The sequence below is a fragment of the Saccharothrix sabaoui genome (assembly GCF_051756985.1).
Classification (GTDB): domain Bacteria; phylum Actinomycetota; class Actinomycetes; order Mycobacteriales; family Pseudonocardiaceae; genus Actinosynnema.
This window is the reverse complement of sequence record NZ_JBPKJK010000033.1, coordinates 44,632-69,192: the sequence shown is the minus strand read 5'-3', so window position 1 is coordinate 69,192 and position 24,561 is coordinate 44,632. Positions and strand designations below refer to the sequence as shown.

Below are 24,561 nucleotides of genomic sequence, written 5' to 3'. Positions count from 1 at the left end.
CCCAGCACCGTTCCCGCGGTCAGCCGCGGGCTTCCTGCTTGACCTGCTGACCGGACTCACGGGCGTGCTGGCCGACCTCCTGGGCCGAGCCCTTGGCGTGCTCCGCGGTGGTCTGCGCCGCGTTCTGGGCGGTCTGCTTCACCTCGGCCGCGGCGTCGCCGACGGCGCTGCTCGCGTGCTCCTTGAGGGTCTGCGCGGACTCGGTGAGGGCTTCCTTCACCGGCTCCACCACGTCGCCGGCGCGCTCACCGAGCTGCCGCACGGCGTCCTGCTCGGCCCGGGTCGCCGGGATCATCGCGGCCACCAGGGCGCCCGCGCCGAACGCGATCAGGCCGGCCGCCAGCGGGTTGCCGCGCGCCTGGGCACGGGCCTGCTGCGGCGCGTTCTGCACGGCCTGCGACGCCTGCTGCGCCACGTCGGCCACGCCGTGCGCGGCCTGCTGCGCCTTGTCGCCCACGGTCGAGGCGACGGTCGAGGCGGTGCCCGACACGCGGTCGGTCGCCGCCGACGCGTGGTGCTGCACCGTCGTGGTGTCCGGCATGGTGCCCATGACCCGCTCCCTCAGGGTGGTGAGGCCGTCGCGGACCCGGTTGACCCGGCGCTGCGCGATGTTGCGCGGCCTCGTGTGGTCGACGATCCGGTTGGCGTCCGCGACCAGCTCGGCGCGCGTCCGGTCGATGTCCTGCCTTATTTGGTCGGGTGACGGGCCCATTCCGCGTCCTCCTTGAGGGTTTCGATGGTGCGCTCCGGCTTGGGCGACACGGTCTTGAGCTGCTTGCGGCCCGTGGAGTAGAGGGCGAACGCCCCGATGCCCCACAGGGCGCCCACGATCAGGGCGGCCCAGCCCAGCGGCATGACCGCGCCCAGGGCGAAGACGAGGGCGAAGCTCAGCAGGATCACGGTCATGTAGCCCGCGAACCCGGCCGCGCCCAGCATCCCGGCGGCCTTGCCCGCCTTGGACGCCTCCTGCCGGATCTCGGCCTTGGCCAGCTCCAGCTCCTGCCGCATCAGGCGCGACAGGTCCTCGGTCAGCTCACCCACCAGCTGCCCGAGCGACGCGGTGTCCTGCGGTTCCGGTCCGACGTCGGTGCGGGGGTAGGGCACCCCTGTCTCAGCGCTGGACATACGGCGTCCCCCCGGGTCGCACCGTGCCCGGGACCTGCGGCGCCAGCGAGCCGTGCTCCGGCTCGGGCGCGCCGAACTGCGGCGTCGCGGGCGTCACGGGGGTGGTGGGCGTCGCGGGCATCCCGGGCGCGACGGGCGGCTGCTGGGTGGCCCACTGGGGGGACTCCTGCCGCTGCTGCGGGTACCGGGGCTCCGGGGCGGCGTGCTGCGGGAGCTGCCCGCTCACGTGCTCACCACCGGCCTGGACGCCCCGCTGGGGCTCGTTCGAGGCGGCGCTCGCGCTCTTGGCGACCCGCGCGACCAGGAACCCGGCCACGGCGGCGCCGATCAGGAACGTGCCCGGCTTGCGGCGGGCGAAGTCCTGCGCGCCGTCCAGCAGGCCGCGCGCGCCCCGCTCGTCGAGGAACCGGGCCGCCTGCCGGCCGGTGTCGGCGACCTGGCGCAGCGCGCCCGCCGACATCGAGTCCGGGCCCGAGCCGTCCGCCATCGAGGTCAGCTCGTCGGCGATGCGGTTGATCTGCTGCGACACCCGCTGCGCCTGGTTGTCGGCCTCGCCGGCGATGCGCTGCCGCACGTCGTGCGCGACGTTCTTGGCCTGGGTCTTCGCCTCCTGGGCGACGTGGCCCGCCTGCTCGCGCGCGGTGGACGCCACCTCCCCGGCGGCCTGCCCGGCGTGCTGCGCCACGGCGGTGCCTTCCTCGCGGGCGGTCTCGCGGACCGCACCCGCCTGGTTCTCGGCCACGACTGACTCCTCACGGTCGGCGTGCTTCTCGCCATGGGAGCTACCCCCCTGAGCGCGGCCCAATCACCTTCTTCGTGACAGACACCGCCATTCGGGGGTCGCCCGACCGTGAAACTTGGCTTGGAATGAACCTTCGTCACGTTTTGTGGTCACCAGGTGGGACGAGCGCCCACCCCGCCGTCCACCACGAGGTCGTGCCCGGTGATCCACGACGCCATCGGCGAGGCGAGGAACACGCACGCGTCACCGACGTCCTCGGGCGTGCCCAGGCGCGTCAGCGGGGCCGCCGCCGTCCACCGCCGGACCCCGTCGGGCCACGCGTCCTCGATCCCGGGCCGCCCGACCAGTCCCGGGGAGACGGTGTTGACCCTGATCCCGCGCTCCCCGTACTCCAGCGCGGCCGACCGGGCATGCATGATCAACCCGGCTTTCGACGCGCTGTAGTGCGCGTGCCCGCGCGCCGGGTGCGAGCCCTCGACGGAGGCGACGTGCGTGACCGACCCGCCCGCGCCCATCACCTCCACCGCCGCCTGGGTGCAGGAGAACGCGCTGGTCAGGTTCGCGTCCACGACCGAGCGCCACTCGTCGGCGGACATCCCGGCCAGCTCCCGCACCGGCTGCACGCCGGCGCAGTTGACCAGGGCGTCCAACCGCCCGCCCCACCCGAACGCCGCGCGCACCACCGCCCGGCACTCACCCTCGTCGCGCAGGTCGCCCCGGACGCCGAGCACCCCGCCGCCCACGTCCCCGCCGAGCCCGTGCACCACCACCGACGCGCCGGCCGCCGCGAACCGCCGCACCACCCCGCGCCCCACGTGCCCGCTGCCGCCCGTGACCAGGGCGACCATCCCGTCCAGCAGTCCCATGGGGGCGGACGGTAGCGCCGGGGCCGGCCCGGCGCGGGCGCCGGACCGCGTCAGACGACCCGGAGCGGGGTGCGCGGCCCGGCGGGCAGCTCGACCTCGACCGCGTCACCGGGGCGGACCTCGCCGCCGACCAGGACGACCGACATGACGCCCGCCCGGCGCACCGCGCCGCCGTTCCCGTCGCGGAACACGACCTGCTTGAGCAGGCCCTCGCGGAACGCCTCGATCTGCGGGCACGGGTTGCGCAGCCCGGTCACCTCGACCACCGCGTCCGGGCCCAGGCGCAGGCGCGTGCCCGTCGGCAGGCCGAGCAGGTCGACGCCCCGGGTGGTCACGTTCTCGCCGAGCTGCCCGGCGGCCACGTCGAAGCCCAGCCCGGTCAGCTCGTCGTGCAGCTCGGCGTGCATCAGGTGCACCTGGCGCAGGTTCGGCCGCGTCGGGTCGCGCCGCACGCGGGAGCGGTGCTTGACCGTGGTGCCGCTGTGCACGTCGCCCTCGACCCCGAGGCCGGCGACCAGGGTGACGGACCGCCGGTTGGGCTTCGTGAACGTGTACCCCCCGCTGCGGCTGACGGCCGTGACAGTCCCCACGCCCGCGACACCACCGACGGCGGGGCCGGTGACGAACCCTTGACGCTGCGTGCGGACAGCGGTTGACTTCGTCCCCGTAACCGGTTTCGGTACCGGTTCCGATCACCTCGACGAGGAGGGGCACCGTGCGGGTCACGATCGCCGAAGTCGCGCAGCGCGCACAGGTCAGCAAGGCGACGGTGTCCCGGGTCCTCAACGGCAAACCGGACGTGGACGCGGCCACCGCGGCGCGCGTGCGGCAGGTGATCGCGGACGTCGGGTACGTGCCCAGCGCGCGGGCCGTCGGGCTGGCGCGCGGCCGGGCCCGCACCGTCGGGATGCTCGTGCCGTCGCTGACCTGGCCGTGGACCGGCGAGGTCGTGCAGGGCGCGGTGGACGAGCTGGAGGCCGAGGGCTACGGCCTGCTGCTCTACACCGTCAACCGGGGCGCGGAGTCGCTGGCGCAGTTCGCGAGCCACGTGTCGGCCAAGGCGTTCGACGGGCTGCTGGTGATCGAGCCGCCGGACACGTTGAGCTACATCGAGACCCTGCACGACCAGGGCCTGCCGGTGGTGATGATCGACGACCGGGGCAGCCGGCCCGGGTTCCCGTCGGTGACCACCACCAACCGCGAGGGGGCGCGTGCGGCGGCGCTGCACCTCGTGGCGGCCGGGCGGCGGCACTGCGCGGTCGTGACGGGTCCCTCGAACTTCGGCTGCGTGCGGGAACGGCTCGACGGCTTCCTCGACGCGCTGGGCGACGCGGGCCACCACGTGGACCCGAGGCTGGTGGTGGAGGGCGACTTCTCCACCGACCGCGGCGCGGTGGCGGCGGAGAAGCTGATGGCGACGGGCCTGCCGTTCGACGCCGTGTTCGCGCACAACGACCTGTCGGCCCTCGGCGTGATCCGCGCCCTGAACGCGGCCGGCCGCACCGTGCCCGGCGACGTGGCGGTGGTGGGCTTCGACGACATACCCATCGCGGGCCACGCCGAGCTGACGACCGTCCGCCAGCCGATGAGGGAGATGGGCGAGGCCGCGGCGCGCCTCCTGCTGTCCCGCCTGGAGGGCGCCGCGCCGGCCGCCGAACCCGTGGTGCTGCCCACGGAGCTGGTCGCCCGCCGCTCCGGCTGAGCGTCACCGGCCGGGGGCGGCTCGGGGTTTCGCCGCCGGCCGACCACGGGTAAGGACCCCCGTGGAGGTGGGCCGTGGACGAGGAGACGCTCCGCGAGGTCATCGGCGTGCTGGTCCGCGTGATCGAGGCGGCGGGCGCCGGGATCATCGCGGTGGGCGCGCTGTGGGCGCTGGCCCGGATGGTCGTGGAGGGCGCGCGGCACCGCAACACGTCGGTGTTCACGCCGATCAGGCTGTCCCTGGGCAGGTTCCTGGTGCTGGGGCTGGAGTTCCAGCTGGCGGGCGACATCCTGCGCACGGCGGTGTCGCCGAGCTTCGAGGACATCGGTCAGCTCGCCGCCATCGCGGCCATCCGCACGGTGCTGAACTACTTCCTCAACAAGGAGATCGCCGAGGAGCAGGCGCAGGTCGGGGCCGCCGGCACCCGCGACGACGAGCCCGTGAGGCGTGGCGGGTCCGCGACGCGCGAGGACAGGCCCGGACCGCGTGACGACGGCCCCGGGCCGCGTGACGACGGCCCCGGGCCGCGTGACGACGGGCCCGGACCGCGTGACGACGGGTCCGCGGCGCACGACATCCCGCCGCCGCGCGCCTGACGCGGGTCAGGACCTCGCGCCCGACCAGGCCGCCCACAGCTCGGCGTAGCGCCCGCCCGCCGCGAGCAGCTCGTCGTGCGTCCCCGTCTCCACGACCCGGCCGGCCTCCAGCACGACCACCCGGTCCGCCGTCACCGCCTGGGTCAGGCGGTGCGCCACGAGCAGCGCCGTGCGGCCCTCCAGCGCGCGCTCCGCGGCGGCCTCCAGCTCCCGCGCGCCCGCGCTGCCCGCGTCCGCCGTCGCCTCGTCGAGGACCGCCACCGGCGGGTCGGCCAGGACGAGCCTCGCCAGCGCGAGCTGCTGCGCCCGCACCACGGTGAGCCGGTGCCCGCCCTCGCCGACGACGGTGGCCAGGCCGTCCGGCAGGGCGGTGGCCCAGCCGAGCGCGCCCACCCGCGCCAGGGCGTCGGCGATCTCGTCGTCACCGGCCGACGGCCGGGCCAGGCGCAGGTCGTCGACCAGCGGACCGGCGAACACGTGCACCTCCTGGGTGACCAGGGCGACCGAGCGGACCGCCGAACCGAGGTCGACGCCGCCGATCGCGACGACGCCGGTGGTGGGCTCGTGCACGCCCGCGACGATCTTGGCGAGCGTCGTCTTGCCCGCGCCCGACGCGCCGACCAGCGCCACCCGCTCCCCGGCGGCCAGCTCCAGGTCCACGTCCCGCAGCACGGGGTGGCCGGGCACGTAGGAGTGGCCGACCCCGGCCAGCTTCACCGCGCCGTCCGCCGGCCGCACCCGGCCCCCGGTCGGCGGCACGGCCTCGTCCGCGACGCCCACCAGCCGGGACAGCGACGCGGTCGCGGCCTGCGCGTCGTCGGCCAGCGCCAGCGCGGCGTTGACCGGGTTGAACAGGCCGTGCAGGTACAGGGCAGCGGCGGTGGCCGTGCCGACCGACGCGGAACCGTCGCCGACCAGCAGGAAACCGGTCACCAGCACCCCGGCGAGGCCGATGAACTCGGCCAGGTTGAGCCGCCCGAAGAACGACGTCAGCAGCCCGGTGCCGCGCAGCGCCAGGTCCACCGCCTCGCGCGACCGCGCGTCGACGCGGGCCACGTGCTCGTCGGTCAGCCCGAACGCCCGCACGGTCGCCGCACCGCCGATCGAGTCCAGCAGTTGCTGCTGCTGCGCGCCGACCGCGACCCGCTGCGCCGCGTACACCCGCACGGCCCGCCCGCCGTACCAGCGCACGGTGTGCACGTGGACCGGCAGCGCGAGCAGCACGGGGAGGAGGAACCGCCAGTCGAGCACGGCGATGCCGACGACGGTCAGCGCGATGGTCAGCGCCGACCGCGCCACGGTCGGCAGCGCGGTGCGCACCGCGTCGGCGACGACCTGCACGTCCCGGGTCACCCGCGAGGTCAGGTCGCCCGCGCCCGCCTCCTCGACCCGCTCCAGCGGCAGGTGCAGGGCGCGGTCGACGAACCGCTCGCGCAGGTCGGCCAGCGCGCCCTCGCCCAGCCGCGCGACCAGCGCCGTGCCGACCGCGGTCGACGCGCCCTGCACCGCGGCCACCAGGGCGAGCACCACGACGAGCGGGGTGATGTCGGTGGAGCCGGTGCCCACGACGTCCACGACCCGGCCGAGGACGGGCGCGGTGAGCAGGCCGACCGCGGTGCCCGCGAACAGCACCAGGAACGCCGCCCACGCCAGGCCGCGCCGGGGCCGCAGGAGTTCGCCGACCGCGGCCCGGGTGCGCCGGCCCGACGCGGTCGCCAGCAGGTCGCGCGCGGGGCCCCTCACCCGAGCACCACCGGGCGGTAGTCCTGGCGCGCCAGCAGGTCGGCGTGCGCGCCGGAGGCGACGACCTCGCCGCCCGCCAGGAACACCACCCGGTCGGCCGCGGCCAGCAGGGCGGGGCCGGTCGCCACCACGACCGTCGTGCGGCCCGCCCGGACCCGCCTGATCCCGTCGGCCAGCGCCACCTCGGTCACCGCGTCCACGGCGGTCGTCGGGTCGTGCACCACCAGCACCGGCGGGTCGGCGGCGAGCGCCCGCGCCAGCGCGACCCGCTGCCGCTGCCCGCCGGACAGCGACCGGCCGCGCTCGGACACCGGCGTGTCCAGGCCGTCGGGCAGGGCGCGCGCGACGTCGTCCACCCCGGCCGCCGCCACCGCCTCGGCCACGCGCCCGCCGCCGGCCGCGATGTTCTCCCGCACCGTCCCCTCGAACAGGTCGGCGTCGTGCGCGGCCACCAGCAGCGCCGACCGCAGCGCCGCACCGCCCAGCGAGGGCAGCGGGACGCCGTCCAGCGCCGCCGAGCCCGACACCGGGTCCACGTCGCGCGCCAGCACGGCCAGCAGCGACACCGCGTCCGCCGCGTCCCGCGCCACCACGCCGAGCAGCTCGCCCGGCTCGACCGACAGCGTGACGCCGCGCAGCGTCCCCGACACCACGTCGACCAGCTCGACCCGGCCGGCGACCCGGTCCGCGACCCGGTCGGGGGAGGCGGGGCCCGGCGGCACGGCCGGGGGAGCGGCGAGCACCTCGGCGACCCGGGCGGCCGACGCGCGGCCCTGGGCGAACAGCCCGTTGACCCACGAGAAGACCGCGAGCGGCCACAGCAGGAACTGGGCCAGGCCGACCGCGGCGACCAGCTCGCCCGCGGTGATGGCGCCGGACGCGGCCAGGCGACCGCCGACCAGGGCGACGACGGCCAGGAACACGCCGGTCATGGCGATCATCGAACCGTCGAGCCAGGCGCGGGACCGGGCGGCCCGGATCGCCGCCGCCGCGGACGACCGGCTCGTCACCCGGTACCGCCGGGCCGCGGCGGCCTCCGCGCCGATGCCCTTGAGGGCGCGCAGCCCGGCCACCAGGTCGGCGGCCACGCCGGAGGCCAGCGCGGCCCGGTCCTGCTCGGCGTCGCTGCGCCGTTCGAGCGGTTTGCCCAGCAGGTGCGCGCACAGCAGCAGCACGGGCGCGGCCACCAGGACCAGCAGGCCGAGCGCGACGGAGACCCGGAGCAGCGCGACCGCGCCCACCAGCAGCCCGACAACGGCGGCGACCGCGGTGGACAGCGCGAGGGTGACCTGCCCGACGCGCTGGGCGTCGCCGGTGGCGATGGCGGCTAGTTCGCCGGACAGCCGGCCGTGCCCGCCCCCGCCGTCCGGGGACAGCACGCGCGCGGCCAGGCGGGTGCGCACGTCGTGCGCGGCCAGGTTGGCGGCCCGCTCGCCGCACCGCAGGGAGAACCGGAAGCTCAGCGACAGCACGGCGAACACGACCGCGAGCACGCCGATCCACCACGCGAGCCGCCCGCCCGCGCCGGTGCGCACGGCCTCGTCGATCACCACGCCGATGAGCAGCGGCACCGCGGCCTCGCCCGCTTGGTGGGCCGCGCCGAGCACGGAGGCCAGGGTCACCGGTCTCCACTGGCCGACCACGGCTTCCCGGAGAACCGCATTCACCCCGATGCCCGCCTTCCGCGAAAGATCAGGTGAGGCTACCCTAACGCAAGGAGGAGGGCTGGATCACTCCCGCTGGGCGTCAACTTAGGTTAGGGTAACCAAAGTTCGATCTTCCCTGTTGTCGCACCGATGGGACAGCCATGCCACAGCCACCGGTCTTCGACGTCCTCGGCGTCGGCTTCGGGCCCTCCAACCTGGCCCTCGCCATCGCCATCACGGAGCACAACGCCGCCGCGGCGGCCGAAGACGTGGTGACCGCCCACTTCGTGGAGCGCCAGGCGACGTTCGGGTGGCACCGGGGGATGCTGATCGACGACGCCACCATGCAGGTGTCGTTCCTCAAGGACCTGGTGACGCTGCGCAACCCCAACAGCACCTTCACCTTCCTGAGCTACCTGCACGCCAAGGGCCGGCTGGTCGACTTCATCAACCACAAGAACATGTTCCCGCTGCGGGTGGAGTTCCACGACTACTTCGAGTGGGCCGCCGCGCGCGTCGACGACCTGGTGTCCTACGGGCACGACGTGGTCGAGGTGCGCCCCGTCGTCGAGGACGGCGTCACCACGCACTTCGACGTCGCCTCCCGCACCCCCTCGGGCGCGGTGGAGGTGCTGCGCGCCCGCAACCTGGTGCTGGCCACCGGCCTGACGGCCAGCCTGCCGGACGGCGTGCTGCCGTCCGACCGGGTCTGGCACAACCGCGACTTCCTGCACCGCGTGCGCTCGCTGACCGACCCGGAGCGGCTGGTCGTGGTCGGCGCCGGGCAGAGCGGGGCCGAGGTCACCGCGTTCCTGCACGAGCACTTCCCGAACGCCGAGGTGTGCGCGGTGTTCGCGCGCTACGGCTACAGCCCGGCCGACGACAGCCCGTTCGCCAACCGGATCTTCGACCCGGGCGCGGTGGACGACTACTTCGGCGCGCCCGACCACGTCAAGCGCCGGCTCATGGACTACCACGCCAACACCAACTACGCGGTCGTCGACAACGACCTGATCGCCGAGCTGTACCGCCGGGTCTACCGGGAGAAGGTGCTGGGCGCGCAACGCCTGCGGCTGCTCAACCTGTCCCGGGTGGCCGAGCTGGACGACGGCCGGGACGGGCTGCGCGTCACCGTCGAGTCGCTGTCCACCGGCGAGCGGGAGGTGCTCGACGCCGACGTGGTGGTCTACGCCACCGGCTACCGCGAGGCCGACCCCACCGCGCTGCTCGGCGACCTCGCGGCCCGCTGCGCCCGGGACGCGGGCGGCCGGCTCGTCGTCGGCCGCGACTACCGCCTGGACACCGACGACGACGTCCTCGCGGGCCTGTACCTCCAGGGCGGCACCGAGCACACGCACGGCATCTCCTCGTCGCTGCTGTCCAACACCTCCGTGCGGGTCGGCGAGATCCTCCAGTCGGTGCTCGACCGGAAAGGGCTGGTGGCGGGCGCGGCGCCGGTCCCCGCGCAGCCCCGGTACGCGGTGAGCGCCTCGCCCGTGAGCTAACGTCCCGGGGAGTTCGGCAGGTCGCCCGAACCGCACCGCCGTGCGTTCCGCCGCGCTCCTCGGAGGGGTCCCGATGTCCACCAGGTCCACGCTCGTCGCGGTTCTCTCGGCCGCCGCGCTGGCGCTCGCAGCCTGCGGGGGCGGTGACGACGAGGACGCCGCCGCGAGCACCACCGGCCCGCCCGCCCCCGCCGCGCGCGGCGCGTTCCCGGTGTCGGTCGAGCACAAGTACGGCACGACCGCGATCGGGGCGGCGCCGGAGAGGGTCGTCACGCTCGGCCTGTCCGACCAGGAACCCGTGCTGGCCCTGGGCGTCAAGCCGGTCGGCGTCGTGGACTGGTTCAAGGAGCGCCCCTACGGCAGCTGGCCGTGGACGGAGCCGCTGTGGGGCGGCACCCGGCCCGAGGTCGTCGGCGAGCGCGACGGGTACGACCTGGAGAAGGTCGCCTCGCTCGACCCCGACCTGATCGTCGCCGCGTACTCCGGCATGAGGCGGGAGCAGTACGACGCGCTGTCGGAGATCGCACCGGTCGTCGCCCAGCCCGCGGGGTTCCCGGACTACGGCGTGCCGTGGCGCGAGCAGACCCTGCACATCGGCCGCGCGCTGGGCAAGGAGGCGGCGGCGCGGGCGCTGGTCGACGGCGTCGAGGCGCGGTTCGCCGAGGTCCGGGCCGCGCACCCCGGGTGGGCGGGCAAGACGGTGGTCGTGGCCGACAGCTTCGCGCCCGGCGTGTACTCCGCGTTCGCGCCGACCGACCCGAAGACCGCCTTCCTGGCTGAGCTGGGCTTCACGCCCTCCGGCGGGGTCGGCGCGCTGGCGGACGACAACAACGTGGCCGAGCTGAGCGAGGACCGGCTCGGCCTGCTCGACGCCGACCGCCTGGTGTGGCTGATGTCCGACCGCTCCGCGTGGGACCGCGTCGAGTCCGCGCCCGCCTACCGGCGACTGGGCGTGGCGGCGGAGGGGCGCGACCTGTTCCTCACCTACACGGACCCGCCGATCGGCGCGGCCATGTCGTTCAACACCGTGCTGAGCGCGCCCTACGCCGTCGAGCAGGTGGTACCGCTGCTGGAGGCGATCGGGGACTAGCGACCCGCCCGCTCGGCCTTACTGCCCGCGCCCGTACCTGAGGGCGAGGCCGTCCAGCAGGGACGCCCAGCCCAGCTCGAACAGGTCGTCCAGCACGAGGTCGTACCCGACGTCGGCCAGGGTGGTCAGCACCCGGGCGAACGTCGGGTGCCCGCCGGTGTCCCGGATGGCGGTCAGCGCCGGCATCCGGGACTCGACCCACTCCTCGTGGTCGACCCCGGACTCGCCGCGCGCCTGCTGCTCGCGCTCCAGGTGCACCGCGATGCCCTGGACGTAGCTGAACAGCAGCACGTGCAGGTCGAACATCGCGTGCACGTCCAGGTCGAAGGTGTCGAGCGCGGCGAGCACGAACTCGGCGTGCACCATCAGGTTCGGCAGCGGCAGCGGGCGGGTGATCGGCCCGATCGAGGCGAGCCACGGGTGCCGCCGGTGCAGCGACCACAGCGTGCGGCCGGCCAGCTCCAGCCGGGCGCGCCAGTCGGCCGGCGGGTCGGCCGGGTAGCCGCGCTCGCCGTACGCGGCGTCGGCCATGAGCAGGACCAGCTCGTCCTTGCCCGTGACGTACCGGTAGGGCGTCATCGCCGCCACGCCGAGCCGGGCCGCGACGCCGCGCATGGACAGCGCGGCCAGCCCCTCGGCGTCGGCGATGGCGACGGCGGCGCGCACGACCCGGTCGGTGGTCAGCTCGCGCGCCGGCGCGGTGCGTGCCCGCGTCGCTCGTGCCTGTGCGGTGCGCGGGGGTGCGGCGGCCCGCGCCGGGCCCGCCACCACCGTGCCCGAGCGCGGTTCGGCCCGCACCACGCCCTGCCGCGCCAGCTCCGCCAGCGCCCTGGCGGCGGTGGCGGCGGCCACGCCGAACTCGGCCGCGACCTGCCGCGTCGACGGCACCCTCGCCCCCGGCGGCAGCCCGCCCGCCTCGATCCGCCGCCGCAGCTCGGCCGCGATCCCCGAGTACTTCACGCCATCCCCCTGTACTAGTGCAGAGCGTGGACTGTACTAGCCCAGTTTTGGCACGTCTTCGCAGCTGGTGCCACCGTGTGCGGCGTACGCGGCAACCGGTGCGGCGTACGTGGGCAGCAGGGGGAACACCATGCGGAACGTCCTGGTCTCCGGTGCGGGGATCGCGGGCACGGCCCTGGCGCACTGGCTGGGCCGGCGGGGCTTCCCGGTCACCGTGGTCGAACGCGCGCCGGGCGTGCGGCCGGGCGGGCAGGCGGTCGACGTGCGCGGTGTCGCGCTCGACGTGGTCGACCGGATGGGCCTGGGCGGGCAGGTCCGGGCCGCCCGCACCCGGATGCGCGGCATGTCCCTGGTCGACGGCACGGGTACCGAGCTGTTCCGCAGCGAGGAGGTCGCGTGGAGCAGCGGCCGGGTCGACAGCGAGGACGTCGAGCTGCTGCGCGAGGACCTGGTGACGCTGCTGATGGGCGCGACCACCGGCGCGGAGTACGTGTTCGGTGACCGGATCACCGCCCTGGAGCAGGACGAGCGCGGCGTGCGGGTGGAGTTCGCGCGCGGCGGGCCCCGCACGTTCGACCACGTGATCGGCGCGGACGGCGCGCACTCGGCCGTGCGGCGGCTCGCGTTCGGGCCGGAGGAGGACTTCACCCGGCACCTGGGGCAGTACCTGGCGATCTTCCCCGCGCCGAACGTGCTGGGCCTGGAGGACTGGCAGGTGTGGTTCCGCACCGAGCGGGCCGGCGGCGTGGTGTACCCGGTGCGCGGCAACAGCGAGCTGCGCGTGACGCTCGGGTTCGGCGCGGAGCGGCTCGACCACGACCACCGGGACGTGGCCGCGCAGAAGGCGCTGGTGGCGTCGAGGCTCGCGGGCGTCGGCTGGGAGGTGCCGAGGCTGCTGGGGCACATGGCCGACGCGGAGGCGTTCTACTTCGACGCCGTGGCGCAGGTCCACCTCGACCGGTGGAGCGCGGGCCGGGTCGCGCTGGTCGGCGACGCGGGCTACTGCGCGTCGGTGATGTCCGGGCAGGGCAGCGGCCTCGCCCTGGTCGGCGCGTACGTGCTGGCCGAGGAACTGGGCCGCGCCCCGCACGAGGAGGCGTTCGCCGCCTACGAGCGGCGCATGCGCCCGTTCGTCGCGCTCAACCAGGCGCTCGCGACGGAGAACCCCGACGGCCCTCCGTCCGAGGAGTCGGTGGAGAAGGCCAAGAACGCGCTGTCGCTCGACGCGGCGTGAACCGGTGGACGTTCCCCGGCGCGCCCTGGTTGCGTGCGGGGGCGTGGACCACGGTGAGTTCCGCGACCCGCGCCTCGCCGACGCCGACGCCGACCCCACCGCGCCCGCCGAGGTGTCGATCGTGCGGGAGGCGCGCGTGCTCCGCACCCGTCCCGCGCGAGTGGCGCTGCTCCTCGCGGCCCTCGTCAACGCCGCCACGTCCGCGACCTTCGCCTACCTGGCCGTCCTCGCCACCGAGGTCGCCCACGTGCCCGCCGGCGCGTTCGGGGGTCCCCTCCTGGCCGCCGCCGCGCACCGGGACGCGCCGTGGGTCAGCGCCGCCCTGGCCGCGGTGGGGGGCGGTCGTCCTGGTCATCACCCGGACCCGGTCGCGGCGGCCCGCCTCACGGGCGCGGTGACGCCGTTCCGCGCGCGGTCAACAGGAACGCGGGCGACGACCAGTAGTCGTGCAGCGGCTCGACCGCGACGTCGGTGAAGCCCGCCCGCGCCACCTGCTCCACCCACCGCGCCGCCGGCTGCTCCCAGGTCGAGCGCACCGCGCCCGGCAGCAGCTGGCCGGTCAGCACCGGCATCAGGAAGCCCTGCGCGACGAGGTCGCGGTCCTCGCCGTACTCGGCCAGGCCGCGCTCGTAGGTCTCCGCCAGGAACGCGCGGTGCTCGGGGCCCCCGTGCGGCACGTCCGGCACGTCGAACTCGACCAGCGCCAGCACGCCGGCGCGCGCCACCAGCTCGGCCAGCACGCCGTCCCGCTCCCCGTGCGGCACGGTGTGCAGCGCGAACGTCGACTGCACCACGTCGTACGCGGAGCCCGTCGTGGTCAGGAAGTCCTGCACCCGCCCTGGGAACGCGGTCACGCCGGGCAGCCGCAGGCCGTCGAGCAGCGCCCGCGACGGCTCCACCACGCTCACCCCGACCGGCGCGTGCGGCCGGGCCAGCGCGGGCCGCAAGGCCCGGCCGTCACCGCAGCCGACGTCCAGCAGGGTCGTGGGCCGCACGCGGTCGTACAGCGCGCCCAGCGCGTCCACGACCGCCTCGTACAGCGCGACGTTGCCGCCGCCGCCCGCGAACGCCTCGAACGCGGCGGGCCGGTCGTACACCGACCCGCCCGCCGCGCTGTCGAGGTGCTCGGCCAGGGCCCGGCCGAGCGGGGTGGCGGCGTCGCGCACCGCCTCCCGCGCCCGTGCCCGGTCACCGTCGGCCAGCGCGCCCAGCGCTTCCTCGATCGTCACCCCACAGTTCTACGCCGTGGCGCCGGTGACCGACGAGCCCGACTTGGTCACGTGGTAGGTCACCGTCGTGCCGCTCCAGTAGTGGAACGTCAGCGTCACCCGGGCCCCGTCGGTCACCTCGGCGAAGAACTCCGGCTTGAGCAGCGTCGTGCCCGCCGCGTAGTCCGGTGCGAAGGTGTAGTCGTACTCCTTGAACGACGTCCAGTTCTGCGGCCCGGCGTTGGAGCCGTCGGCGTACTTCGCCTCCATGGTGGCCAGCTTGTCGCCGCGGAACGCGGTCGGGATCGCGAACGCCGCCGTCGTGCCGGTCGCCGCCTGGAGCACCGGCGGGTCGTAGGTGACCAGGTCGACCCGCCACGGCACGCCGGCCGAGAAGCGCGCCGACAGCGTCGCGTTCACCCCGTACGCCCGCGACCCGAGCAGCCGGGTCAGCAGCGGCGCGGACAGCGTGAGCTGGTCGCCCGACACGGTGTAGTCCGTGCCGCGCACCAGGTCGGTGCCGCCGTGCCGCAGGCCGGTGAACGACGTCCCGTTGAGGTTCAGCGTGATCGTCTTCGCGCTCACCGCCGACGACTTCGGGTTGAACACCTGGTCGGTGGACGCCGTGCCGGACCGGGTCGTCCAGCTCGACTCGATCTGCGCGATCAGCTCCGGGTCGCTCCACCGGAACGAGGTGCGGCCGAGGTGCTGGCCGTTGTCCCACAGCATCGTGGTGATCTTGCGGGTCTTCGCGTGGTGGCCGAGGAACTCGAAGAACTTCAGCTTCTCGCCCTGCTCGATCGTGCCGGTGTGGCGGTCGAAGCCCAGCAGGCCGTACTCGCCCAGGACCACCGGGATGCCGCGTGCGGTGAACGTGGCGTGCACGCGGTCGAACGCGTCCGTCAGGTCCTTCTGCGCGGTGGCGTCGAAGCGGTACCCGCCCGCGATGTTCACGCTGAACGGCCAGTAGCCGTAGTAGTGGAACGTCGCGATCAGGTTGCGGTCGCCGAGTGCGCTGAACGTGGCGTTCAGGTTGTCCAGGTGCACCTGGTCGGCCGACGTGTGCAGCGACGGCAGGACCAGCAGGCGGGTGGTGTTGCCGCCGCCGGAGCCGCGCACGATCCGGTGGAACGAGGTGTTCAGCTCGTCGAGCAGCTGCGCGTTCTGCGCGTCGCCGGAGCTGCCGGTGAACTGCGGTTCGTTCACGCTCTCCAGGACGAGCTTGTCCGACGAGTCGCGGAACGCGCTCGCGAGCTGCGTCCACGTCGCGTTGTAGCGGGCCAGCACGTTCGCGCGGTCGCCCGGCATGGCCGAGATCCACTGCCACGAGTCGTGGTGGACGTTGAGCATCACGTAGAAGCCGTCCGCCAGCGCCCAGCCGACGACCTCCTTCACCCGGTCCAGGTAGGCCGGGTCGATCGCGTACGACGGCGCGCCGCCCTGGTGCTGGCCCCACGTGACCGGGATGCGGATGCTGTTGAAGCCCTGCGCGCGGACGTTGTCCAGCAGCGCCTCGGTGATCCTCGGGTTGCCCCACGAGGTCTCGTCGGCGCCGGTCGCGTCGAGCGAGTTGCCGAGGTTCCAGCCGGGCTGCATCGCCGCCACGGCCGCCACCGCGTCACCCGCCGGCGGGGTGGTCGTCGTGGTCGTGGTCGTGGTGGTCGTCGTCGGGTTGGTGCTCCCGGTGCACGTGGTGCCGTTGAGCGCGAACGACGAGGGCGCGGTGTTGCCGCCCGTCCACGTGCCGTTGAAGCCGAACGACACCTTGCCGTTGGTCGCGATCGAGCCGTTCCAGCTCGCGTTGGTCGCCGTGACCTGCGCGCCCGACGCGGTGACCGTCGCGCCCCACGCCTGGGTGACCGACTGGCCCGACGGGAACGCCCACGTCAGCCGCCACCCGGACACCGGGTCGCCGAGGTTGGTGACCTCGACGTTGGCGGAGAACCCGCCCTGCCACTGGCTCGGCACCGCGTACGCCACGCGGCAGCCGGGCGCCGCCTGGGCGTTGGTCGCGGCGACGACGCCGAAACCGGCCAGGACGGTGGCGACGGCGCTCGCCAGCAGTCCGACCCACCACCGCGCCATTCTTGAGTTGCCTCGCGGACCGGCCATTTCGCTCCTTTGCACAAATCGCCCGGCACGATGCTTCCCGTGAGGTGTCGGAAACGCAACCGTTTCGACAGCGGTAAATCGGCGGCGCAGGTCAGCGCGGTTGTCGTCGTGCGTTGTTCGACGGTCCCGCCTTTTCCGTTCGACGCCGTTCGACGGCGTTCGACACCCGCGCCGCCGATAACGCCCGCCCCGCCGCCGGCGTCACCAGCGCACGGGCAGCGCGGCCAACGTCCGCATGGCCGGCGACACCGTCCACCGCAGCTCCCCCTCCGGCACGGCCAGGCGCAGGCCCGGCGCGCGGTCCAGCAGGGCGGCCAGCGCGACCCGCAGCTCCACCCGCGCCAGGTGCGCGCCGATGCAGTGGTGCGTGCCGTGGCCGAACGCCAGGTGCCGACCGGTGCGGCCGGGCGCGAAGCCGTCGGGCTCGGCGAACCGGTCCCCGTCGCGGTTGGCCAGCGGCAGCGCCGCGGTGACCTCCTCGCCCGCCTGCACCAGCTCGCCGCCCAGCTCCACGTCCTCGACGGCGGTGCGCGCCATGCTCGTGGTGACCGAGGGGCTGTACCGCAGCGCCTCCTCCACGGCGGCGTCCAGCAGCGCCGGGTCCCGCCGCGCCGCGTCGAGCAGGTCCGGGCGGGACAGCAGGCACAGCGCGGTGTGCGCGATCTGCGCCGCGGACAGGGCGTGCCCGTCGAAGAACAGCGACGCGGCCAGCCCGGTCAGCTCCCCGGCGTCCAGCCGGCCGTCGCGGTGCGCCGCCACCAGGTCGGCGAGCAGCCCGGTCGGCGGGTGGTCGCGGTCGTGCAGCACGGCCGCGACCACCTCGTGCAGCACCAGCTCGGCGCGGTGGACCTCCTCGCGCGTGGCGCCCGGCTGGCCGAGCCGGTCGTTCGCGGCGCGGCGCACCCGCTCGCGGTGCGGTCCGGGCACGCCGAGCAGCTCGCACTGCGAGGCGAACGTCAGCGGCGCGCAGTAGTCGTGCAGCAGGTCCGCCGTCGAGCCCGCCCGCGCGAGGCCGTCCAGCAGCTCCCCGGCCACGCGCTCCGCGTACGGGCGCAGCAGCTCGGCCCGCCGCGCCGAGAACGCGCCGCCGAGCAGGGCGCGCACCTCCGTGTGCCTGGGCGGGTCGAACTCGGTGATCGACATCAGCGTCGCCGGCCCGCGCGGGTGCACCGCCTCCGCCGACCGCGCCCGGCTGAACCTGCGGTCCCGCAGGAGCTCCAGGCTCTCCCGGTACCCGGTGACCACCCAGCGGCGCCCGCCGCCGGCGGTCGTCACCGGGCACACCGGCCGGTCCGGGGCGAGCGGCACATCACCCACCAGGTGCCGCACCTCCCTGCCCTCCACGAAGTCCAGGCCGCCCAGCCCCGCGACGACGTCCACCACGCCACCTCCCGTCATCGTCGTGCCCCTGCCGGGGCGGTGGCCGGGGCGCGGGTCGTGGCGCGCAGGGCCAGCAGGCAGATGAGGACCGACCCGACCAGCAGCGCGCCGACCGCGACCCGCAGGTCGGCGTGCCCGGCGAGCCCACCCACGGCGGCCGGGCCGAGCAGCGGTCCCACGCCCGCGAGCGAGGCGGCCGAGCCGAGCGCCGCGCCCCGGTCCTCGTCGGACGCCCCGCGCCCGACGAGCCCGTAGGCGGTGGGCGCGGCGACCGAGACGGCGACGCCGACGAGCGCGGTCGCCGCCAGCCCCAGCTCGGGCGTCCGGGCGAGGGCGAGCAGCAGGACGCCGACGCCGGACAGCGCGCCGGAGGCCACCAGCAGCGCCCGGTCGCCGAACCGCGAGGACAGCCGGTGCCCGCTCAGCCGCCCCACCGCCATCGCGCCCGCGAACACGCCGGGTGCCGCGGCCGACAGGGTCACCGGGGCGCCCAGGACCTCCGCCAGGTACACCGCGCTCCACTGCTGCACGCCGCTCTCCACCAGCATCGCCACGCCCGCGAGCGCGCACAGCACCAGCACCGCGCGGTCCGGCCGCACCCGCGCGCGGCGACGCGGCCCGCCCCGCGCCAGGTGCTCGGGGACCAGTCCGCGCGCCACGACGACCGCGACCGCAGCCGCGAGGGCGGGCACGACGCCCACCACCGGGGCCGACGCCCCCGCCGCCCGCGCGACGCCCGCCACCGTGCCGCCGACCAGCAGCCCGACGCAGAACAGCGCGTGCGCCCGGTTCATCACGCGCGCCCCGGACCGGGCCTCGGCGTTCGCGGCCAGGGCCAGCACGACGACGTTGCACGCGCCGGAGCCGACCCCGAACAGCGCGACCCCGGCCACGAGCGCCGGCACCGACCAGGCCAGGAACGGCAGGCACGCGGTGAGCGCGAACAGCGCCGCCGAGGTCACCGCGACCGGCCGCCCGAACCGGTCGAGCAGCCTGCCCACGGCGGCCATCGCGGGCATCGCGGCCAGCGCGCCGACCAGGAGCGCCGCGCCGAGGTCCGCGTCACCGGCGCCGGTGACGCGCTTGATCTCCGGCAGCAGCGCCAGGTACGGGCCCCACAGCGCCCCGTACCCGGCGAACGCGGCGAGCACCGCACCCGCCCGCGGTGTCGTGCCGATATCGGTGATGAGGGCCATGACCGATCCCCCCGCCCCTTTCGGATTAATTTCCACCGCCCCCGGTGGAAAGCTTTCCGGTGCGCAGCACCCGGAAAAGCAGCGCTTTTCGGAAAGCTCTGGGACAGAACAACGGCGACCGTATCAGCGCACTCGCGGGAATGGTCCGCAGGAATTCGTCAAGTCCATCGGCGAAAGGAGTACGCGCTTCCGCGCCGGTGTTGAAGCCGCAGGTTGACGGCCTGTGCCCGGGTGGTCACCCGCCGGGTGCGGCGCGGACGCATCGTTTCCCGATGCATACTTCGTCCGATCCCGCGTTTCCACCGCGCGACGGCGGTGTTGCACTCGCCGCACCCGGTGCCGATAGTGATCACCATGGACCTCGCCGACCTGTACCGCGACCTGCACCAGCACCCCGAACTGGGGTTCGCCGAGACGCGCACGGCCGCGGTGGCGGCCCGGGAGCTGCGGGCCGCCGGGTTCGAGGTGACCGAGGGCGTCGGCGGCACCGGGGTGGTCGGGGTGCTGCGCAACGGCGACGGCCCCACCGCGCTGCTGCGGGCCGACATGGACGCGCTGCCGGTGGAGGAGAGGACCGGCCTGCCCTACGCCAGCGCGGTCGTGGTCGACGGCACGCCGGTGGCCCACGCGTGCGGCCACGACGTGCACGTGACGTGCCTGGTCGGCGCGGCCCGGGCGCTGGCCGCCGACCGCTCGTCGTGGTCGGGCACGGTGCTGGCGGTGTGCCAGCCCGCCGAGGAGGTGGGCGGCGGGGCCGAGGCGATGGTCGCCGACGGGCTGTTCGAGCGCTTCGGCCGGCCCGACGTCGTGCTGGGGCAGCACGTGGCGCCCATCCCGGCGGGCGTGCTCGGCCTGCGCCCCGGCCCGGCGTTCGCCGCCGCCGACAGCCTCCGGGTGACCCTGCGCGGCCGGGGCGGGCACGGCTCGCGCCCCGAGGCCGCGGTGGACCCGGTCGTGATGGCCGCGGCGGTCGTCCTGCGGTTGCAGACCATCGCGTCCCGCGAGACCGCCGCCACCGACACCGTCGTGGTCACCGTCGGCGCGGTCCGCGCGGGCACGGTCGCCAACGTCATCCCGGACGACGCGGAGCTGCTGCTGAGCGTCCGCACCTACGACCCGGACGTGCGGGCCCGCGCGCTGGCCGCCGTGGAGCGCATCGCCCGCGCGGAGGCCGACGCGTCCGGCGCGCCCGAACCGCCCGAGGTGGTCGTCGAGACGAGCTACCCGGCCGTGGTCAACGACCCGGACGCGGTCGAGCGGACCCGCGCGGCCCTCGCCTCGGTCGTGCCGGTCGTGGTGGACCCGGGCCCGGTCACCGGCAGCGAGGACGTGGGCGTCTTCGCCACCGCCGCCGGCGCGCCCCTGGTCTACTGGCTGCTGGGCGGCGCCGACCCGGCGGCGTTCGAGGGCGCCACGTCCGTCGACGACATCCGCGCCAGGGTGGCCGCCCAGCCGGCCAACCACTCGCCCCTGTTCGCCCCGGTGGTCAGCCCCACCCTCGACCTGGGCGCGGCGGCCCTGGCCGCCGCCGCCCGAGCCTGGCTGCCGGCGCGGGGCTGACCCCCGTGGACGCGGTGCGGCCCGGGGCGCGACATCCCGCGCCGCGTGCGCGCAGGGGGCCTGCGGTGACCTGCGCGCCGGGACAGCCTGCACCGGGACAGCCTGCGCCGGGGTGGCCCGCGCCGGCGTGACCTGCGCGTCGGGGTGGTCTACGCGCCGGCGTGACCGGTCGCCTCCGGGCGGGGGAGCAGCCAGCGGATCGCGCCGGTGACGCCGTGGCCCGCCAGGCGCACCGCGGTCGCCTCCGTCAGCGGCAGGAGCGGCAGGCGCAGCGGCAGCCGGCTCCACCACGGCAGGGACGCCGCCGCGGCGGCCGCGACGGCGGCGTACGGGAGGCGCGCCGGCACCGGCAGCGGCGGGGTGAGCAGCAGGAAGCGGGCGGCGTCGCGGGCCTCCCGCGTGCCGCGCAGCTCCGGGCGGAACGCGGCGAGCCGGGCGTCCAGGCCGGCCACCGTGGTCGGCGGGTCGGGCACGCCCAGGGCGCGCGCCACCCGCGCCGCGTCGGCCACGTAGCCGTCCTGCTCGGCGGGCGTCAGGCGGGTCGAGCCGTAGCGCCGGTGGCAGCGCAGGAAGCTGTCGACCTCGGCGGTGTGCACCCAGTCGAGCAGGTGCGGGTCGTCCGCCCGGTACGGCCTGCCGTCGGGCGCGGTGCCGCGCACGCGGCGGTGGATGCCGCGCACCCTGGCCACGGCCCGCTCGGCGTCGGCCGCGGGCCCGAACGTGGTCACCGCGAGGAACGCGCTGGTGCGCTGGAGCCGTCCCCACGGGTCCTGGCGGTAGTCCGAGTGGCCCGCCACCCCCGCCATCGCGAGCGGGTGCAGCGACTGGAGCAGCAGGGCGCGCAGGCCGCCGATGAACATGGCCGCGTCGCCGTGCACCCGGCGGATCGGGCTGTCCGGGGCGAACCAGCGCGGCCCCGGGCCCGAGTGGATGCGGTCGCGCACCCCCGGGCCGTCCGGACCGGCCACGCGGCTGAACACGGCCGCACCGAGGCGTTCGCGAAGCACGTCCACCGCGACCTCCTGACCCACGAACTCACCCACGAACGAGTGACTACTCACCAGTATGGGGTCAGTTGGGTCGCGGCGGCTGGTCCGACAGGGCGTCGAACGGGGTCACCAGGCCGTCGCGCACCACCCGTCGCGCGTCGGCCCACCGCACGGCGAGCTGCCCGACCGCCAGCGCCACGTACACGCCGGCCAGCACGGTGGTCACCACCGCGTTCACCTCGTCGGGCAGCACGAGCCCGGCCACGAACTGGCCCGTGAACAGCACGAACAACGTCGTCGCGCCGACCACCGTCAACCCCAGGTCGACCAGCACGCTCACCGCGAACAACGACTGCGCCGCCGTGATCAGCAGCTCCAGGCGCTGGTGCTGGTCGAGGGGCAGCCCCGACGTCGAGCCCGACGCGACGGCGAACGCGATCGGCAGCGTGCCGACCAGCAGCGTCCACTGGTTGACCTTGCTCGACAGCAGGGTGCCCAGCGAGTGCGACGCCTTGAGCCGCACCGCGTACAGGCACGCCACGATCAGCTCCGGCGACTCGCTCGCCAGCGGCGCGACCCACTGGACCAGCAGGAACTGGTCCACGCCGAGCTGCGCGCCGGTGTCGACCAGGTTGCTCGCGAAGTGCTCGGCGGACGCCAGGACCACCGCGCCGGCCACCGCGAACATCCCGATCACCCACCGCCGCCGGGGCCCGCGCGGCTTCCCGCCGACCCACGCCGACACGCCCAGCAGGTCCGGCTCCTCCACCGGGGCCTTCGCGAGCCGCCACACGTACCCGCCGAAGATCGACACGAACACCGCCGCGTCCACCAGCGTCAACGAGTCCCGCAGCGGCAGGGTCAGCGAGTACAGCGTGGCGAGCCCGAGGAACGCCACCTCCGCCGACATCACCGGCGCCAGCGCCACCCGCCCCGGCTGCGCGGACGGCGTCTCCCGGCGCGCCCGCAGCGCCGCGACGCTCGCCACCAGCACCACGAGCGGCCACCCGATGCCGACCAGGATGCGGTTCGCGCCGGTCATGTTCGCCAGCGCCAGCGAACACGGGTCCTCCCCGCCCGCGGGGGCCGCGCACGCGCCGTTCTCGGCGAACACCCGCCCCGCCTCGAACGTGAAGACCAGGTCCACCGCGTACTCGGGCAGCACGGCCACCATCGCCAGCACCGCGATGGCCAGCCCCGCGCTCACGTCGACCTGCGCCGCCTCCGCCGCCCACGACAGCACGAACGCCGCGCTCACGATCGCCACCCCGAACACCACCGCCGCCAGGGCGGGCGGCAACGACGGGTGCGGCCACCCCAGGTAGTCCGCCGCGCCCAGGTACGTCCCGGGCACCCCCACCCCGACCGCCACCCCGAGCCGCCGGGGGAACCCGGTCCGGGCATCCGTGCGCGCATCACCCATGCCGCGGGGGTTTCCCCGCCCGTGCGCCGCCAACCGACACCTGTTCGCGGCACGCGGCCGGGTCGGTCGGCCCTCCGGGCCGCGGGTCGGCACCCACGCGATGTGGTGATTTCTCCCGCAAATCCGACGTGGTGCGTGGGATCGGCTCGACCGCACCGGCATACAGGTGGGTGCAAGGACGGGGGCGTGACGAGATGGCGGTGGTGGCCGGTGACGCGCGGACTGCTCGACGCGGACGACGATGACGAGTCGGCCGCCAGGGCGCGTGCGGACGCCGAACTGTGCGACCTGCTCCGGCGGCAGGGGTTCCAGGGGCCTGCGTGGGACGGTTTCGTGGACGAGCTGATGGCCTACGGCGTGGACCGGGTCAGGATGCTGATCGCGACCGGGTACGTCGTGAGCGACCGGACGGCGACCCGGCCCGCGTACCTCGACGCCCTCCGGCGAAGGCCCTCCGACGTCGACGAACTCGTGGACGACGTCGTCCTGGCCGGGTTCGCGCTCTTCGTCGACAAGGGCCTCGTCGGCGGCGGGTGGGAGCCGGGTCGGGCGTCGTTGACCACGTACTTCATCGGGGCCTGCCGCCTGGTCTTCCCCTCCGCCCTGCGCACGTGGCTGCGGCGCGGAGCCCGGCACTCCGCCGAAGTCCCCGTCGAGGACGTGGCGGTGGTCCCGGTGCCGGGGTGGCACGAGGAGACCGACCACGTGCAACGGGTCGTCGACCGGCTCGCCGAGGTGTTGAGCCCGCTCGAGATGCGGTTGTTCGGGTTGGTCGGCGAGGGCTACGACCAAGCGGAGATCGCCGACATCACGAGCATGACCGTTCGCGCGGTCGAAGGACGACTGCGCCGTGCGCGGGCCAAGGCGCGCGACATCTTTCCGCAGTGGGGAGAGGAGGGGCGATGACCCCCGACAACAGGACGACCCCCGACGACGAGCGCGCCGGCGACGAGGGCGCCGACCACGAGCGACTGGCCCGACTCCTGCCGGGCGCGGTCGGTGGTGACCGGCGGGCCGTCGAACAACTCCTGGCGCACATACGTCCCCTCGTCACGCGTTACTGCCGAGCCCGGATCGGGCGCGCGGGCCGTTCGACCGCGCGCCCGGAGGACGTCGCCGACGAGACCTGCCGGGCGGTCCTCCGGGCACTCCCCTCCTACCGGGACCAGGGCAGGCCCTTCCTCGCTTTCGTGTACGGCATCGCCGCGCACAAGGTCGCCGACGCCGGGCGGGGCCGGGCGCGGGACGACGAGGAGGAGGACGAGCCGCAAACCGGGAGCGCCGAGGTCCGCCGGCTCCTGGGTGCCTCGTCGCTCGGGCGCCCGGCGGCCGTGGCCGCGCGGGAGCGGGGTGCCGGTCACCGGCTGGGTGCGGCCGCGGCGGTGGTCGTCGACGGTGTGCTGCGCGGTTCCGGGACGGCACGGCACCGCGCCCCGGCGGAGACGGGGGTGGCGGCCCGGGAAGACCCATGCCCGGCGGGGTGA

General features: G+C 75.4%; 23 protein-coding genes. 9 read left to right on the top strand and 14 right to left on the bottom strand.

Going from position 1 to position 24,561, the window contains the following annotated elements; genetic code table 11:
- Positions 1-19 precede the first annotated feature (19 nt).
- The 5 genes from ACR807_RS13380 to ACR807_RS13360 form a co-directional block, all read right to left on the bottom strand.
- Positions 20-712, bottom strand: coding sequence for a DUF3618 domain-containing protein (locus ACR807_RS13380; protein ID WP_438921598.1), 693 nt, complete (start codon positions 710-712; stop codon positions 20-22).
- Positions 688-1,125 (bottom strand): phage holin family protein, encoded by a 438-nt coding sequence (locus tag ACR807_RS13375; RefSeq protein ID WP_438921597.1) that lies wholly within the window; start codon positions 1,123-1,125, stop codon positions 688-690. The genes ACR807_RS13380 and ACR807_RS13375 overlap by 25 nt, the downstream gene beginning before the upstream one ends.
- Positions 1,112-1,867, bottom strand: coding sequence for a hypothetical protein (locus tag ACR807_RS13370; protein WP_438921596.1), 756 nt, complete (start codon positions 1,865-1,867; stop codon positions 1,112-1,114). The genes ACR807_RS13375 and ACR807_RS13370 overlap by 14 nt, the downstream gene beginning before the upstream one ends.
- Before the next feature lie 149 nt (positions 1,868-2,016).
- Positions 2,017-2,733, bottom strand: a complete 717-nt coding sequence (locus ACR807_RS13365; protein WP_438921595.1) for an SDR family NAD(P)-dependent oxidoreductase — start codon at positions 2,731-2,733, stop codon at positions 2,017-2,019.
- Positions 2,734-2,783: 50 nt separating this feature from the next.
- On the bottom strand, positions 2,784-3,323 hold the full coding sequence (locus ACR807_RS13360; RefSeq protein WP_438921594.1) for an MOSC domain-containing protein: 540 nt from the start codon (positions 3,321-3,323) through the stop codon (positions 2,784-2,786).
- 125 nt (positions 3,324-3,448) lie between these two features.
- Here ACR807_RS13360 and ACR807_RS13355 point away from each other — a divergent pair, with 125 nt between their 5' ends.
- Positions 3,449-4,435, top strand: a complete 987-nt coding sequence (locus tag ACR807_RS13355) for a LacI family DNA-binding transcriptional regulator (RefSeq protein WP_438921593.1) — start codon at positions 3,449-3,451, stop codon at positions 4,433-4,435.
- Between the two features lie 74 nt (positions 4,436-4,509).
- Positions 4,510-5,031, top strand: coding sequence for a DUF1622 domain-containing protein (locus ACR807_RS13350; protein ID WP_438921592.1), 522 nt, complete (start codon positions 4,510-4,512; stop codon positions 5,029-5,031).
- Between the two features lie 6 nt (positions 5,032-5,037).
- Here ACR807_RS13350 and ACR807_RS13345 read toward each other — a convergent pair whose 3' ends face one another.
- Entirely contained in the window at positions 5,038-6,774 is a 1,737-nt protein-coding gene (locus ACR807_RS13345) for an ABC transporter ATP-binding protein (protein WP_438921591.1), read from the bottom strand.
- Positions 6,771-8,396, bottom strand: a complete 1,626-nt coding sequence (locus tag ACR807_RS13340; protein WP_438921590.1) for an ABC transporter ATP-binding protein — start codon at positions 8,394-8,396, stop codon at positions 6,771-6,773. Before ACR807_RS13340 ends, ACR807_RS13345 begins: the two co-directional genes overlap by 4 nt.
- A gap of 185 nt (positions 8,397-8,581) precedes the next feature.
- Between ACR807_RS13340 and ACR807_RS13335 the strand changes: the two genes are divergently transcribed.
- Positions 8,582-9,925 carry a lysine N(6)-hydroxylase/L-ornithine N(5)-oxygenase family protein gene (locus ACR807_RS13335; protein ID WP_438921589.1) on the top strand — a complete coding sequence of 448 codons (1,344 nt, stop codon included), beginning with the start codon at positions 8,582-8,584 and terminating at the stop codon, positions 9,923-9,925.
- A gap of 73 nt (positions 9,926-9,998) precedes the next feature.
- A complete protein-coding gene (locus tag ACR807_RS13330; RefSeq protein WP_438921588.1) occupies positions 9,999-11,015 on the top strand; it encodes an iron-siderophore ABC transporter substrate-binding protein in 1,017 nt (338 codons plus the stop codon).
- A gap of 18 nt (positions 11,016-11,033) precedes the next feature.
- On the opposite strand, the gene ACR807_RS13325 is transcribed toward ACR807_RS13330, so the two are convergent.
- Complete coding sequence (locus tag ACR807_RS13325; protein ID WP_438921587.1) at positions 11,034-11,975, bottom strand: GntR family transcriptional regulator; 942 nt, start codon at positions 11,973-11,975, stop codon at positions 11,034-11,036.
- A gap of 130 nt (positions 11,976-12,105) precedes the next feature.
- On the opposite strand from ACR807_RS13325, the gene ACR807_RS13320 reads away from it, so the two are divergent.
- Positions 12,106-13,209, top strand: coding sequence for an FAD-dependent monooxygenase (locus ACR807_RS13320; RefSeq protein ID WP_438921586.1), 1,104 nt, complete (start codon positions 12,106-12,108; stop codon positions 13,207-13,209).
- A gap of 43 nt (positions 13,210-13,252) precedes the next feature.
- Positions 13,253-13,684, top strand: coding sequence for a hypothetical protein (locus ACR807_RS13315; protein WP_438921585.1), 432 nt, complete (start codon positions 13,253-13,255; stop codon positions 13,682-13,684).
- On the opposite strand, the gene ACR807_RS13310 is transcribed toward ACR807_RS13315, so the two are convergent.
- The 4 genes from ACR807_RS13310 to ACR807_RS13295 all read right to left on the bottom strand — a co-directional run bounded on the left by ACR807_RS13310 (position 13,593) and on the right by ACR807_RS13295 (position 19,105).
- Positions 13,593-14,438 carry a class I SAM-dependent methyltransferase gene (locus ACR807_RS13310; protein WP_438921584.1) on the bottom strand — a complete coding sequence of 282 codons (846 nt, stop codon included), beginning with the start codon at positions 14,436-14,438 and terminating at the stop codon, positions 13,593-13,595. The two genes, ACR807_RS13315 and ACR807_RS13310, sit on opposite strands and share 92 nt — an antisense overlap.
- Before the next feature lie 9 nt (positions 14,439-14,447).
- The gene (locus tag ACR807_RS13305; RefSeq protein ID WP_438921583.1) at positions 14,448-16,529 is read right to left on the bottom strand and encodes a cellulase family glycosylhydrolase; all 2,082 of its coding nucleotides are present in this window, start codon (positions 16,527-16,529) and stop codon (positions 14,448-14,450) included.
- Between the two features lie 201 nt (positions 16,530-16,730).
- Positions 16,731-17,909, bottom strand: a complete 1,179-nt coding sequence (locus tag ACR807_RS13300) for a cytochrome P450 (RefSeq protein WP_438921582.1) — start codon at positions 17,907-17,909, stop codon at positions 16,731-16,733.
- A gap of 14 nt (positions 17,910-17,923) precedes the next feature.
- Entirely contained in the window at positions 17,924-19,105 is a 1,182-nt protein-coding gene (locus ACR807_RS13295) for an MFS transporter (protein ID WP_438921581.1), read from the bottom strand.
- Positions 19,106-19,459: 354 nt separating this feature from the next.
- On the opposite strand from ACR807_RS13295, the gene ACR807_RS13290 reads away from it, so the two are divergent.
- Positions 19,460-20,665 (top strand): amidohydrolase, encoded by a 1,206-nt coding sequence (locus ACR807_RS13290; RefSeq protein WP_438921580.1) that lies wholly within the window; start codon positions 19,460-19,462, stop codon positions 20,663-20,665.
- A 149-nt stretch (positions 20,666-20,814) separates the two neighbouring features.
- On the opposite strand, the gene ACR807_RS13285 is transcribed toward ACR807_RS13290, so the two are convergent.
- Complete coding sequence (locus ACR807_RS13285; protein ID WP_438921579.1) at positions 20,815-21,708, bottom strand: oxygenase MpaB family protein; 894 nt, start codon at positions 21,706-21,708, stop codon at positions 20,815-20,817.
- Between the two features lie 28 nt (positions 21,709-21,736).
- Entirely contained in the window at positions 21,737-23,077 is a 1,341-nt protein-coding gene (locus tag ACR807_RS13280) for a calcium:cation antiporter family protein (RefSeq protein ID WP_438921578.1), read from the bottom strand.
- 186 nt (positions 23,078-23,263) lie between these two features.
- Between ACR807_RS13280 and ACR807_RS13275 the strand changes: the two genes are divergently transcribed.
- Together ACR807_RS13275 and ACR807_RS13270 are read left to right on the top strand one after the other, a co-directional pair.
- Positions 23,264-23,983: a sigma factor-like helix-turn-helix DNA-binding protein gene (locus ACR807_RS13275; protein WP_438921577.1), complete on the top strand. Its 720-nt coding sequence runs from the start codon at positions 23,264-23,266 to the stop codon at positions 23,981-23,983.
- Positions 23,980-24,561: a sigma factor gene (locus ACR807_RS13270; RefSeq protein ID WP_438921576.1), complete on the top strand. Its 582-nt coding sequence runs from the start codon at positions 23,980-23,982 to the stop codon at positions 24,559-24,561. Before ACR807_RS13275 ends, ACR807_RS13270 begins: the two co-directional genes overlap by 4 nt.